The sequence below is a fragment of the Saccharopolyspora kobensis genome (assembly GCF_900108315.1).
Taxonomy (GTDB): domain Bacteria; phylum Actinomycetota; class Actinomycetes; order Mycobacteriales; family Pseudonocardiaceae; genus Saccharopolyspora; species Saccharopolyspora kobensis.
In genome coordinates this window covers 246,323-259,355 of record NZ_FNVB01000002.1, presented here as the reverse complement: position 1 = coordinate 259,355, position 13,033 = coordinate 246,323, and the positions used below count along the sequence as shown (strand labels likewise).

Annotated in this window: 12 protein-coding genes; 11 read left to right on the top strand and 1 reads right to left on the bottom strand. The window is 71.5% G+C overall.

The window, feature by feature from the left end; genetic code table 11:
• The first annotated feature begins 10 nt into the window (after positions 1–10).
• The 11 genes from C4T78_RS01140 to C4T78_RS01090 all read left to right on the top strand — a co-directional run bounded on the left by C4T78_RS01140 (position 11) and on the right by C4T78_RS01090 (position 11,223).
• Complete coding sequence (locus tag C4T78_RS01140) at positions 11–1,003, top strand: helix-turn-helix transcriptional regulator (RefSeq protein WP_093346086.1); 993 nt, start codon at positions 11–13, stop codon at positions 1,001–1,003.
• Positions 1,000–1,971, top strand: a complete 972-nt coding sequence (locus C4T78_RS01135) for a helix-turn-helix transcriptional regulator (protein WP_093346088.1) — start codon at positions 1,000–1,002, stop codon at positions 1,969–1,971. Before C4T78_RS01140 ends, C4T78_RS01135 begins: the two co-directional genes overlap by 4 nt.
• An 18-nt stretch (positions 1,972–1,989) precedes the next feature.
• Entirely contained in the window at positions 1,990–2,190 is a 201-nt protein-coding gene (locus C4T78_RS01130; RefSeq protein ID WP_093346091.1) for a bacteriophage holin, read from the top strand.
• A 79-nt stretch (positions 2,191–2,269) separates the two neighbouring features.
• Positions 2,270–2,545, top strand: coding sequence for a Sec-independent protein translocase subunit TatA (gene tatA / locus C4T78_RS01125; RefSeq protein ID WP_093346094.1), 276 nt, complete (start codon positions 2,270–2,272; stop codon positions 2,543–2,545).
• A 19-nt stretch (positions 2,546–2,564) separates the two neighbouring features.
• Entirely contained in the window at positions 2,565–3,521 is a 957-nt protein-coding gene (gene tatC / locus C4T78_RS01120; protein ID WP_177247378.1) for a twin-arginine translocase subunit TatC, read from the top strand.
• A 113-nt stretch (positions 3,522–3,634) separates the two neighbouring features.
• On the top strand, positions 3,635–4,498 hold the full coding sequence (locus tag C4T78_RS01115; RefSeq protein ID WP_309599250.1) for a diacylglycerol/lipid kinase family protein: 864 nt from the start codon (positions 3,635–3,637) through the stop codon (positions 4,496–4,498).
• A 161-nt stretch (positions 4,499–4,659) separates the two neighbouring features.
• Positions 4,660–7,440: a DEAD/DEAH box helicase gene (locus tag C4T78_RS01110; RefSeq protein WP_093346099.1), complete on the top strand. Its 2,781-nt coding sequence runs from the start codon at positions 4,660–4,662 to the stop codon at positions 7,438–7,440.
• A gap of 334 nt (positions 7,441–7,774) precedes the next feature.
• Positions 7,775–8,344, top strand: a complete 570-nt coding sequence (locus C4T78_RS01105) for a DUF4333 domain-containing protein (protein ID WP_093346101.1) — start codon at positions 7,775–7,777, stop codon at positions 8,342–8,344.
• A 63-nt stretch (positions 8,345–8,407) separates the two neighbouring features.
• Complete coding sequence (locus C4T78_RS01100; RefSeq protein ID WP_093346104.1) at positions 8,408–9,592, top strand: GNAT family N-acetyltransferase; 1,185 nt, start codon at positions 8,408–8,410, stop codon at positions 9,590–9,592.
• A gap of 213 nt (positions 9,593–9,805) precedes the next feature.
• Positions 9,806–10,390, top strand: a complete 585-nt coding sequence (locus tag C4T78_RS01095) for a TetR/AcrR family transcriptional regulator (protein ID WP_374703853.1) — start codon at positions 9,806–9,808, stop codon at positions 10,388–10,390.
• Positions 10,390–11,223, top strand: coding sequence for an MBL fold metallo-hydrolase (locus C4T78_RS01090; RefSeq protein ID WP_093346106.1), 834 nt, complete (start codon positions 10,390–10,392; stop codon positions 11,221–11,223). Before C4T78_RS01095 ends, C4T78_RS01090 begins: the two co-directional genes overlap by 1 nt.
• A gap of 25 nt (positions 11,224–11,248) precedes the next feature.
• On the opposite strand, the gene scpC is transcribed toward C4T78_RS01090, so the two are convergent.
• A complete protein-coding gene (gene scpC, locus C4T78_RS01085) occupies positions 11,249–12,772 on the bottom strand; it encodes a succinyl-CoA:acetate CoA-transferase ScpC (RefSeq protein ID WP_093346109.1) in 1,524 nt (507 codons plus the stop codon).
• Positions 12,773–13,033 lie beyond the last annotated feature (261 nt).

The following is a 13,033-nucleotide window of genomic DNA, read 5'->3' as shown; positions in this document are numbered from 1 at the left end:
GAGTTCTGCGGTGGCCACTGTGCGTGCTGAACGCTTGGTGAACCTGGTGCTGTGTCTGCTGTCGACCCGCCAGTACCTCACCGCGGATCGGATCCGGGCGATCGTGCCGGGCTACTCCGGCGCGCCCACTGACGAGGCCTTCTTCCGAACCTTCGAACGGGACAAGGCGGAACTGCGGGATCTCGGCATCCCGCTGGAGACCGGCCGGAACTCGGCCTTCGACGCCACCGACGGTTACCGGATCGCGCGGCGCGACTACGAGCTGGGCGACATCGACCTGGAGCCCGACGAGGCCGCCGCCGTGGCGCTGGCCGTGCGGCTGTGGGACGCCCCGGAGCTCACCGCGGCGGCCCGCGGCGCGCTGCTGAAGCTGCGCGCGGCAGGCGTGGACGTCGACGAGCACGCTTCGGCGGCCGTCGAGCCCAAGGTGCGCACCACCGAGCCCGCGTTCGCGCCGCTGCTGGCGGCGGTGCAGAGCGGCCGGGTGGTGGAGTTCGACTACCGGCGCCCGAGCAGTCCCGAGGTGCACCGGCGGACCGTCGAGCCGTGGGGCGTGGTGTCCTGGCGCGGTCGTTGGTACGTCGTCGGGCACGACCGCGACCGGCAGGCGCCGCGGTGCTTCCGGTTGTCCCGCATCCAGGACAAGGTGAAGGCGACCGGACGGGCCGGGCAGGTCCAGCGCCCACCGGACATCGACCTGCTGAGCTTCGTCGCGGGCGAGCACCGCCACGCCCAGCCCAGCACGCTCGCCCGCGTGTGGGTCGCGGACGGGCGGGCGCAGGGCGCGCGGCGCCGGGCGAAGGTCGTGGACCGGATGCAGCTCGGCGACGACTGGGGCGACGTGGTCGAGCTCGACCTGCACTACCCCGAATCGGCGGCGGGCTGGCTCGCCGGGTACGGGGCGGACGTGCTGGTGCTGGAGCCGGACACGCTGCGCAAGACGATCCACGAGATCCACCTGGACGTGGTGGACCAGGGCGAGCCGGGGAAGGGGACGCGGTGACGAGCGCGACCGAGCGGCTGCCGCGCCTGCTGGCGCTGGTGCCGTACCTGCTGAGCCGTCCGGGCATCCCGGTCGCCGACGCCGCGGACGACTTCGGCGTCACCGAGCAGCAGCTGCGCAAGGACCTGGAGCTGCTGTGGATGTGCGGGCTGCCCGGCTACGGTCCCGGTGACCTGATCGACCTCTCCTTCGAGAGCGACACCATCACCGTCACCTACGACGCGGGCATGCGGCGACCGCTGCGGCTGACCGCCTCGGAGGCCACCGCGCTGCTGGTCGCCCTGCGGGCGCTGGCCGAGACGCCGGGCATCACCGACACCGACGCGGTCCAGCGGACCCTGGCGAAGGTGGAGAACGCCGTCGGGCAGGCCCGCCCGGCCGGCGTGGTCGTCGGGCTGGAGGGGCGCGGTGGCGCGGTGCAGCCCGGCGTGCGGGCAGCGGTGCAGGAGGCCACGACGCTGCGCCGGGCGCTGTGGATCCGCTACTACACGCCCTCGCGCGACGAGATCAGCGAGCGGACCGTCGACCCGATGCGGCTGCTGCTCATCGACGGGCGCAGCTACCTGGAGGCCTGGTGCCGCAGCGCGCAGGGCGTGCGGATGTTCCGGCTGGACCGGATCGACGAGGTCGCGGTGCTGGGCGAAGCGGCGCAGCCGCCCTCGGAGGCCGAGCCCACCGACGTGTCGGAGGGGCTGTTCCGGCCCGCGCCCGACCAGTCGGTGGCCGAGCTGGAGCTGGAGCCGGACGCGCGCTGGGTCGCCGAGTACTACCAGGTGGACGAGCTCGTCGAGCTGCCGCACGGGCGGGCCCGGGTGCGGATGCGCTACTCCGACCGGAGCTGGATGAGCAGGCTGCTGCTCGGCCTGGGCGGGCAGGCCCGGGTGCTCAGCCCCGACGACCTGGCCTGTGACGTGCGTCAACGCGCGGAAGACGCGTTGGCACGGGCACGTCACCTTCCGTCCATCTAGGCCCGATACGGTGACCGGGTGCCGTACGTGTGGAGTCTTGTGCTGCTGGGAGCGGGTCTGGTCCTGCTCGTGCTGCTGCTGGTCCGGGTCCTCCGGGAGGTTTCCCGGTTCAAGTCCGTCCAGCGGCAGGTCGCCCACGACCTCGCGGACCGCAGCGGCCTGGTGAAGGCGCGAGCGGCCGGGCTCAAGGTGGCGTTCGCCGAACGTCGCCGCGGGTGACGCTCAACGGCCCTATTTGTCCAGCCCTGCCGCGCGTACGATGTCGCCCAGCAGGGACATCACGAAAGGTTGTGTTCGGATGGGTTTGCCAGGTGGCTGGGAGCTGATCCTCATCGTCTTGGTTCTGGTGCTGCTGTTCGGCGCCACCAAGCTCCCGCAGATGGCCCGCTCGCTCGGCCAGTCCGCGCGCGTGTTCAAGGCAGAAGCCCGCGGCATGAAGGCCGACGAGGAAGCCGCGAAGAAGGCCGAGGAGGAGAAGCCGAAGCCGGAGCTGACCGCCGGTGAGACCAGTGCGCCTCCGGTGACGTCGCCGTCCCCGGCTGACGAGAAGCAGCGCAACGACACCAAGAACTGAGTGAGGACGGGACAACACGGTGGGTAATCCACTGCGTCGCCTGAACCCGTTCCGCAAGGATCGCCGCCGGTGGGGCCGCAGGCACAACCCGGACGGCACCATGACGCTCGTGGATCACCTCTACGAGCTGCGGTACCGGTTGGGCGTGGCCATCGCGGCGGTGATCATCGGCGCGATCTTCGGGATCTGGTGGTTCTCCAACTCGGCCTTCGGGTTGCCCACGCTCAGCGACTTCCTGCTGGAGCCGTACTGCCAGCTGCCCGAGACGCAGCGGTTGTCCCCCAACGGGCACTGCCAGCTGCTGCAGACCGAGCCGTTCGAGATCTTCATGCTGACCCTCAAGGTCGGCGTGGCGGTCGGTGCGGTGCTGTTCAGCCCGGTGTGGCTGTACCAGCTGTGGGCGTTCATCACGCCCGGTCTGTACGCCAAGGAGCGCAAGTTCGCCCGGCTGTTCGTCAGCTGCGCGACGGTGCTGTTCCTGGCCGGTGCGGTGCTGGCCTACTACATCCTGCCGGTGGCGCTGGCGTTCATGTCCGGGTTCGGCGGGGACGCTTTCTTCACCGCGCTCACCGGCGGCAAGTACATCAGCTTCATGCTGCTGCTGCTGGTGATCTTCGGTGTCAGCTTCGAGCTGCCGCTGATCCTGGTGATGCTCAACCTCGCCGGGATCGTCAGCTACGAGAAGCTCAAGAGCTGGTGGCGGGGCATCGTGTTCGCGCTGTTCGTGTTCGCCGCGATCGCGACACCGGGCCAGGACCCGTTCTCGATGCTCGCGCTGGCCGCGGCGCTGTCCGTGCTGTTCATCATCGCGATGGGCATCTGCCGGGCCAACGACAAGCGCAAGGCCAAGAAGCTCGCGGCCCAGGGGCTCGACTCGGTCGGGCTGGACGAGGCCTCCGAGATCGACTTCCGGGGTTCCGAACTCGACCTGCGGGCGTCGCAGGCGCCTCGGCGGGACCACGACGACGTCACGTGATGTGCCGTGAGCGGCGCTGGTGCGGGTCGCCGGTGCCGCTCACGAGTTGGACACGGCCACTGGTCAAGGCGGTGCCGCGTGGGTGAGGATCTTGCCTCGTGCGCTGTGTCCTGTTGATCAACCCTGCGGCCGGTGGCCGGCTCTCGGCGAAGGTGGTCGGCGAGATCGTCGGTCATCTCCGCGCTGTCTGCGACGTCCGGACGGTGATCGCCACCGATGCCGGTGGTGCCGCCGAAGCCGCGAAGCGCGCGGTGTCCGACGGCGCCGACGTGCTCGCCGTGGTCGGCGGTGACGGCATCGCGCACCTGGCGGTGCAGGCGTGCGCGGAATCCGGCACCGCCCTCGCCCTGATCCCGGCCGGTACCGGCAACGACCTCGCGCGCGGGCTCGGCGTGCCGCTCGACGCCGTCGCCGCGGCCCGCGCCGCGGCCCGGGCGCTGCAGGCGGGGGACGAGCGGAGCATCGACCTCGGCAAGGCCGCGGGTGCGGGCTGGTTCGCGACCGTGCTCTGCGCCGGTTTCGACTCGCGGGTCAACGCGCGGGCGAACCGGATGCGCTGGCCGCGCGGGCAGCGGCGCTACGACCTGGCGGTGGTCCGGGAGCTGCTGGGCCTGCACGCGATGCCGCTGCGGGTGGAGACCGAGTCCGGTGTCATCGAGCAGGCCGCGACGCTGGTCGCGGTGGGCAACTCCGCCTGCTACGGCGGTGGCATCCCGGTCTGTCCCGGCGCCGACCCCGCGGACGGGTTGCTCGACGTGACGGTGGTCGGCGCGGTGTCGCGGCGCGACTTCGTCGGGATCCTGCCGACGCTGCGCTCCGGCGGGCACGTGGAGCACCCGGCGGTGACCACGCTGCGAGCCCGGCGGATCCGGCTGGGCGGCGACAACGGCTGGTTGGCCTACGCCGACGGCGAGCCCCAGGCCCGGTTGCCGCTGACCATCCGCTGCGCGCCGGGCGCGCTGAAGGTCGTGGGCTGACGTTCCGCCCGCACAGGGGCCGTGAGCGTTTTGAGGTGCTATGGCACCACGAACCCCTCACGGGCTCCCACCTGCGGAAATGGTCGGATTGTGACGAGGTGCGCACCGCCGGTGCGGGCTCGGTCGAGACGGTCGTCGGTGTGATGTGAAAACCTTGGGAGGTGGCTGCTAGCCGTTCCAACCCCACCGAGCTGTCCCCGGCCGAGTCCTTCGCCAAGCACACCCGCCGCGGTGTGCACCCGAAGCTGACCGATTTCGCCGGGCAGCTGTCCTTCGAGCTCGACCCCTTCCAGCGGACCTCGTGCCAGGCGCTGGAGGCCGGTCGCGGCGTGCTGGTGTGCGCGCCGACCGGCGCGGGCAAGACCGTGGTCGGCGAGTTCGCCGTGCACCTGGCGCTGCAGGAGGGCCGCAAGTGCTTCTACACCACGCCGATCAAGGCGCTGTCGAACCAGAAGTACGCCGACCTGTGCGAGCGGCACGGTAGCGACGCGGTCGGGTTGCTGACCGGCGACACCTCGATCAACGGCGACGCCCAGGTGGTCGTGATGACCACCGAGGTGCTGCGCAACATGCTCTACGCCGGCTCCAGCAGCCTGGCGCAGCTCGGCTACGTGGTGATGGACGAGGTGCACTACCTCGCCGACCGGTTCCGGGGCGCGGTGTGGGAGGAGGTGATCCTGCACCTGCCGGACCACGTGCAGGTCGCGAGCCTGTCCGCGACGGTGAGCAACGCCGAGGAGTTCGGCGAGTGGCTGCAGGAGGTGCGCGGCGACACCACCGTGGTCGTCGACGAGCACCGGCCGGTGCCGCTGTGGCAGCACATGCTGGTCGGGCCGCGGATGTTCGACCTGTTCGGCGGCGAGAGCGCCGACCGCGAGCTGCAGATGAACCCGAGCCTGCTGCGCCACACCCAGCAGCTGGCCCGCGTGCACCTGCCCTACGGCGGCCGCCGCAGCGGCCCCAACAACGGCAAGCGCAAGGGCCCGCGGCCGCCGCGGTTCTTCCCGCCGTCGCGGGTGGAGGTGCTGACCGGTCTGGACGCCGCCGGGCTGCTGCCCGCGATCGTGTTCATCTTCAGCCGCAACGGCTGCGATCAGGCCGTCTCCCAGTGCGTGCGCGCCGGGCTGCGGCTGACCAGCGAGTCCGAGGTGGCCGAGATCCGCGAGGTGATCGACGAGCACACCGCGAACCTGCCGGAGAGCGACCTGTCGGTCCTGGGCTTCTGGGAGTGGCGGGAGGCGCTGGAGCGCGGGCTGGCCGCGCACCACGCCGGGCTGCTGCCCGCGTTCAAGGAGACCGTCGAGGAGCTGTTCGTGCGTGGCCTGGTCAAGGCCGTGTTCGCCACCGAGACGCTCGCGCTGGGCATCAACATGCCCGCCCGCACCGTGGTGCTGGAAAGGCTGGTGAAGTTCAACGGCGAGTCGCACGTGGATCTCAGCCCGGGCGAGTACACGCAGCTCACCGGCCGGGCGGGGCGGCGCGGCATCGACGTCGAGGGCCACGCGGTGGTCGTCTGGCAGCCCGGCGTCGACCCGAAGCAGGTGGCCGGCCTGGCCTCCACCCGCACCTACCCGCTGCGCTCCTCGTTCCGGCCCGGCTACAACATGGCCGTCAACCTGGTGCAGCGCGTCGGCCAGGACGCCGCGCGGGACCTGCTGGAGCAGTCCTTCGCGCAGTTCCAGGCCGACCGCTCGGTGGTGGGCCTGTCGCGGCGGGTGGAGCGCAACAGCGAGGCGCTGAGCGGCTACTCCGAGGCGATGCACTGCCACCTGGGCGACTTCGACGAGTACTTCCAGCTGCGCCGCCGGATCTCGGAGCGGGAGAAGCTGCTGGCCCGGCAGAACCGGCAGTCGCGGCGCGCGGAGGCGGCGAAGTCGCTGGAGAAGCTGCGCAAGGGCGATGTGATCTCGGTGCCCGCGGGACGCCGCTCGGGGCTGGCGGTGGTCATCGACCCGGGGCTGGAGCCGATGGGCGAGCCGCGGCCGCTGGTGGTCACCGAGGACCGGTGGTCGGGGCGGTTGTCGGTCGCCGACTTCACCTCCCCGGTGGAGCCGCTGGGCAAGCTCAAGCTGCCCAAGCACGTCGACACCCGCTCCCCGAAGTCCCGCCGCGACCTGGCCTCGTCGCTGCGCAACACCGGGCTGGAGTCCTCCGGCGGGCGCGGCAGGCGGCGCTCGGACGCCACCGACGACGCGGAGCTGGCGACGCTGCGGCGCGCGCTGAAGGCGCACCCGTGCCACGGCTGCGACGAGCGGGAGAGCCACGCGCGCTGGGCGGAGCGCTACGAGCGGCTGCGCAGCGAGAACGAGAACCTGCGTCGCAAGGTCGCGGCCACCACGCACTCGCTGGCCCGCGCCTTCGACCGGATCGTCGCGCTGCTGACCGAGCGCGGCTACCTGCCCGCCGAGCCGGGCGAGGACGAAAAGGTCACGCGGCACGGGCGGCGGCTGTCCCGGCTCTACAGCGAGTCCGACCTGCTGGCGGCGGAGTGCCTGCGCGTCGGCACCTGGACCGGGCTCGGCCCGCCGGAGCTGGCCGCGGTGGTCTCCTCGCTGGTGTACGAGTCGCGGCGGGAGGGCCTGGCACCGCAGGTGCCTGCCGGGCCGGTCACCGATGCGCTGGAGGCGACCTGGCAGCTCTGGGCGGAGCTGGAGGACGACGAGCGCAGGCACAAGCTGAACCGCACCCGCGAGCCCGATGCGGGTTTCGCCTGGCCGGTGTTCCGCTGGGCGCGCGGTGAGTCGCTGGAGAAGGTGCTCACCGCGGCGGAGTCCAGCGGGCACGAGCTGTCGGCGGGCGATTTCGTGCGGTGGTGCCGCCAGGTGATCGACCTGCTGGACCAGATCCGCGAGGTGGTCGGGGTGTCCGATCCGGTGGGCGCGGCGGCGGCGAAGGCGGTCACCGCGATCCGCCGCGGCGTGGTCGCGGCGGGGGCGGTCTGAGACGCCTCTCCGCGTTTTGCGCTCGGGAGTGGTCTTTCTTGCCGCTGGGTTGCGCCACGGTCCCCTGGGTGCCCAGGACTCCGGTTGGCACAGGAGCGTCCTGCATCGGGAGGGGCACCCGCAGTCCGGGGAAGCACTCGGGTCGCGCTGGATGACCACCTTCGCCGACCGGCCGCCAACAGGATCCCGGCCTCCCGTTTCCGGGATCTTGTCCGGCCTTCGGCGCATCGGTTGAGTTCGGGGTGGGCGACGACCGCCCGGCCGATTCGGACGGCCGGGCGGTTGTGGTTGGATTTCTTCGCGATGCCGTGTGCAACATCGTCCGGAGGTGCAGATGTCGTCCCCCTACGGCCCGCCGCCAGGGGGTTATCCCCACTGGGGGCAGCAGCCCCCGAACACCGGGATGCCGCCGGGCGGGCCGGGTTACCCGCAGCAGGCCGGGTTCGCGCCGCAGCCACCGCCGCAGCAGCCCCGGTACGGCTACGGCCAGCCGTACCAGCAGCCGCAGCCGTACCAGCAGCCGTACCAGCGGCCCGCGGGGCAGTTCCCGCCTCATCAGGGCGGTTTCGGCCCGCCGCCGCGGAAGAAGCGCTCGGTGCTGCCGTGGGTGCTCAGCGGCGTCGGCGTGCTCCTGGTCGCCGTGGTGCTGGTGCTGGGGCTGATCGTGCCGGGGTGGTTCGTGCGCTCGGTGTTCGACGCGAGCAGCGTGGAGAAGGGCGTCGAGCAGACGCTGAAGGGCTCCTACGGGCTGGCCGGGGTCGGTTCGGTGAGCTGCCCGGGAGGGCAGGCGGTGCAGACCGGAAACCGGTTCGACTGCACGGTGCGGATCGGCGCGGAGGACAAGACCGTCACCGTCACGGTGAAGACGAACAAGGGCGTTTACGAGGTCGGCCACCCACGGTGAGGTTCACCGGGCGGAGGCGGAAAATCGGTCGCTTCCGGCGGCGGTGACCGGGAGAATCGCGGTGTGATCGACGTACGCGCACTGGCCGAGTCCGAGTTCCGATCGGCGCACGACCTGTTCCGGCGGGCCCTGCTGCTCGCACCGTCCAAGGACGACGCGTGGGAGAACGCGCGCGGTCGCCACGAGCTCGGGCGGGTGCTGGGCGCGTTCGACGACGGCGTGCTGGTCGGCACGGCCATCGCCACGACCAACGAGCTCGCGGTGCCCGGTGGGCGGGTGGCCGCGGGTGCGGTGACCGGTGTCGGCGTCCGCGCCGACCGGACCCGGCGCGGAGTGCTCCGCGGGCTGATGCGCGCGCAGCTCGACGACGTGGCGCAGCGCGGCGAGCCGGTGGCGATGCTGCACGCCTCGGAGGCCACCATCTACGAGCGGTTCGGCTACGGCGTGGCCTCCCGCCACCGGAAGGTGGAGTTGGAGCGCGCTCGGGTGGCGTTCCGCGACGACGCGCCGCGGGGCGGCCAGGTGCGGGTGCTGGACTGGGACGCCGCGGGCTCGCTGCTTCCGGGGATCTACCGGCGGTTCGGTGTCGGCCGGCCGGGGTGGATCGGCCGGGACGAGGCGTGGTGGACGGGCATCCGGCAGTACCTCGGCGAGGGCTGCCTGGTCGCGGTGCACTCCGGCGAGGACGGTGCGGACGACGGGTTCGCCGTGTACGAGCCGAAGTCCGGCGCCGGCGGGACCACTGTGGACGTCCACGACCTCAAGGGCGCCGATGCCGCCGCGGTGGCGGAGCTGTGGCGGTTCCTGCTGGGCATCGATCTGGTCGCGCGCGTGGTGGGGCACGTCCGGCCGCTGGACGAGCCGCTGGAGTGGTGGCTGACCGACCGCCGCCGGTGCGAGGTGACCGAGATCGCCGACGACCTGTGGGTGCGCCTGGTGGACGTGCTCGCGGCGTTGCGGGCGCGGACCTACGGCCCGGCGGAGCCGGTGGTGGTCGAGGTGCGGGACGCCTTCCTGCCGGACAACGAAGGCGGCTACCGCATCGGGCCGGACGGCGTCGAGCGTTCGACGGCCGAGCCGCAGCTGAGCCTGGACGTCTCGACGCTGGCCGCGCTGTACCTGGGTGACCAGCTGCCGTCGACGCTGGTGGCGGCCGGGCGCGTCGAGGTGCGCGACCCGGCGGCGCTCGCGGCGGCCGACAGGTTGTTCGCCACCCTCGAAACCCCTTGGTGCGGAACAGGTTTCTGACGCAGCGCAGCCCGCTGCCCGGCCGCGCATGCTCGGTGGCAGTGGACTGCCCAGTCGCCCTGCGAAGTCCGCAATGCTGACGTTCCGGTCCTGTGGCGTGGGGTCGTGAGTGCGCAACGGTGTTCCGGCACTGCTTCGCGCTCACGACCCCGTTCTGGTGCTCAGGGGGAGTTCGGGCTTGAAAATAAGTAGACCGACTGTCATATTTTTTCTGTGAAGAAGGGCGCGCGAACGCGGCAGCAGATGCTCGAGACCGCGATGGAGCTGTTCAACCAGCAGGGTTACCACGGCACCGGGGTCAACCAGGTGCTCGCCGAGTCCTCCGCGCCGCGGGGCTCGCTGTACTTCCACTTCCCCGGCGGCAAGCAGCAGCTCGCCGCCGAGGCGGTCGCCGCCTCCGGGCGGCAGGTCGGCGAGCTGCTGGCGCTGCTGGCCGACGTGGCGGAGCCGGGTGAGGCCGTCGCGGCGATCGTGGCGCACTTCGAGCGGTCGCTGGTCGAATCGGACTTCCGCCGCGGCTGCCCGGTGGCCACGGTCGCCCTGGAGGCCTCCGCGGAGAGCTCCGAGGTGCGGTCCGCGTGCGGCGATGCCTACGGGCTGTGGCAGGAGCGGCTGACCGAGCGGTTCGGCGGCTGGGGGATCCCGGCGCAGCGGGCCGCGGAACTCGCCGTCGTCGCGTTGTCGCTGCTGGAAGGCGGGTTGCTGCTGGCCAAGGTGCGGCGCGACGTCGCGCCGCTGCGAACGGCAGGAGCACAACTGACCGCACTGCTGGAAGCGGCGCGGGCGGAGGGGAACTGATGCGGATCCACCACCTCAACTGCGGCACCATGCGGCCCTTCGGCGGACGGCTGGTCAACGACGCGGGCAGCAGGTTCGGCGCTGCGCGCATGATCTGCCACTGCCTGCTCGTCGAGACCGAGCGGGGGCTGGTGCTCATCGACAGCGGCATGGGCATCCCGGACGTCACCACGCACGCGAGGCTCATGAAGCAGCGGCTCCGGCTGGCCCGTCCGGTGCTCGACGCCGGCGAGACGGCGGTGGCCCAGCTGGAGCGCCTGGGCCACCGGGCGGAGGACGTGCGGCACATCGTGCTGACGCACCTGGACCTCGACCACGCGGGCGGGCTGCCGGACTTCCCGCACGCCGAGGTGCACGTCCACGACGTCGAGCACCGGACGATGCTGCGCGATGTCGAGCAGGACCGCTACCTGCGCCACCAGTTCCAGCACGGTCCGAAGTGGAGGGTTCACGGGAGCACCGGCGGCGAACGCTGGTTCGGCTTCGAAGCGGTGCGCGACCTGCCGGGCCTGCCGCCGGAGATCCTGCTCGTGCCGCTGCCCGGCCACACCCGCGGCCACACCGGTGTCGCGGTGCGGAAACCGGACGGGAAGTGGCTGCTGCACGCCGGTGACGCGTTCTTCCACCACGGTGAGATGGCCGAGCACCCGCACTGCAGCCCGATGCTGCGCTACTTCCAGAACAAGGTGCAGGTCGACGGCCCGCTGCGGCGGCACAACCAGGACCGGCTGCGCGACCTGGTCACCGCGCACCGCGATCAGGTCGAGGTGTTCAGCGCCCACGACCCGGTGGGCCTGGAACGCGCGCGATCCCGCGAAGTTCCGGACGCCTGAACTCCCGCGAGATCGCGCCGCGGTGCTAGCCCGCCGCGGCAGCGCGCATCGAGCCCTCCTCGATGTAGCGCTGGTGCCAGGACAGCGCCTCTCCCAGCAGGTGCGGGGTGTGCAGGCCGAAGGACGATCGCAGCGCCCGGTCGTAGTAGTCCTGGAGCGCCGGGCGGAAGTCGGGGTGGGCGCAGTTGGCGATGATCCGCTCGGCCCGCTTCCTGGGCGACAGGCCGCGCAGGTCGGCCAGGCCCTGTTCGGTCACGATGACGTCGACGTCGTGCTCGGTGTGGTCGACGTGCGAGACCATCGGCACGATCGCCGACACCGCACCGCCCTTGGCGACCGACGGCGTGACGAAGATCGACACGTGGGCGTTGCGCGCGAAGTCGCCCGAGCCGCCGATGCCGTTCTGGATCCGGCTGCCCATCAGGTGCGTCGAGTTGATGTTGCCGTAGATGTCGGCCTCCACGATGCCGTTCATCGCCAGGCACCCGAGCCGGCGCACCACCTCGGGGTGGTTGCTGATCTCCTGCGGGCGCAGCAGGATCCTGTCCCGGTACGCCGCGGCGTCGCGGTTGAAGCGGTCGATCGCCGCCGGGCTGAGCGAGAACGCCGTCGCGGAGGCCGTCCGCAGCTTCCCCGATTCGATCAGCGCCAGCATGCCGTCCTGGATCACCTCGGTGTAGGCGGTCATCCCGTCGAACGGCCCGGCACCGAGCCCGGCCAGGACGGCGTTGGCCACGTTGCCCACCCCGGACTGCAGCGGGAGCAGCTCGCGGGGCAGCCGACCGGAGCGCACCTCCGATTCCAGCAGATCCAGCACGTGCCCGGCGATCCGCTCGGACGTCTCGTCCGGAGGCGTGAAAACCGTGTTGCGGTCGGGTGATTCGGTTTCCACGACGGCGATCACCTTGTCCGCCGGGCATTCCAGGTACGGCGTGCCGATCCGGTCGGCCGGGCGGGTGATCGGGATCGGCTTGCGCCGGGGCGGCAGCGCGGTGCCGTAGTAGATGTCGTGCATGCCCTCCAGGTGCTCGCTCTGCCACGAGTTGACCTCGAGGATCACCCGGTCCGCCTGTTCGAGCCAGGTCTTGTTGTTGCCCACCGAGGACGACGGGACCAGACGGCCGTCCTCGGTGATGCCGCTGACCTCCACCACCGCGACGTCGAGCTTGCCGAAGGCGCCCTGCCACACGCGCTGCGCGACGTGCGAGAGGTGGATGTCGGTGTAGTCCATCAGGCCGCTGTTGATCTTCGCGCGGGTGACCGGGTCGGACTGGTACGGCAGGCGCAGGTCGATGCCCTCCACGTCGGCGAGCGCCCCGTCCAGCTCCGGCGCGGTGGAGGCGCCGGTCCACAGGCCGAACTTCATCGGCAGTCCGCGCGCGTGCGCCTCGGCGACCCGTTTGGCCAGCGCGCCCGGCACCTCCTTGGGGTATCCGGCCCCGGTGAATCCGCTCATGCCCACGTTGGCGCCCGGCTCGATCAGATCGACGGCTTCCGGGGCCTCGACGACTTTCGCCGCGAACCGCTGGTTCCGAATCCTGCCGGTCATCTCCACCCCTCCATTGGGACAGCAGCGGCCCAGTCCGGAACGATCGAAAATGATCAGCGGGCCGTGTGTGACGTGGATCGTAGGCGCGAAACGGAGCCGAAATGGTTGTGATGCGCGACACGAAGGCTGGTGGACGTGCTGATCGGATCGTTCGGGAGGACGTCGATACCGCACGGTGAACTGGGAAAACGCGATTCCGCGCGAGATGCGGGGCGACCGCGCCGAGGAATTCCGGCCGATCGTGGCTCGTTCGCGCGGCGA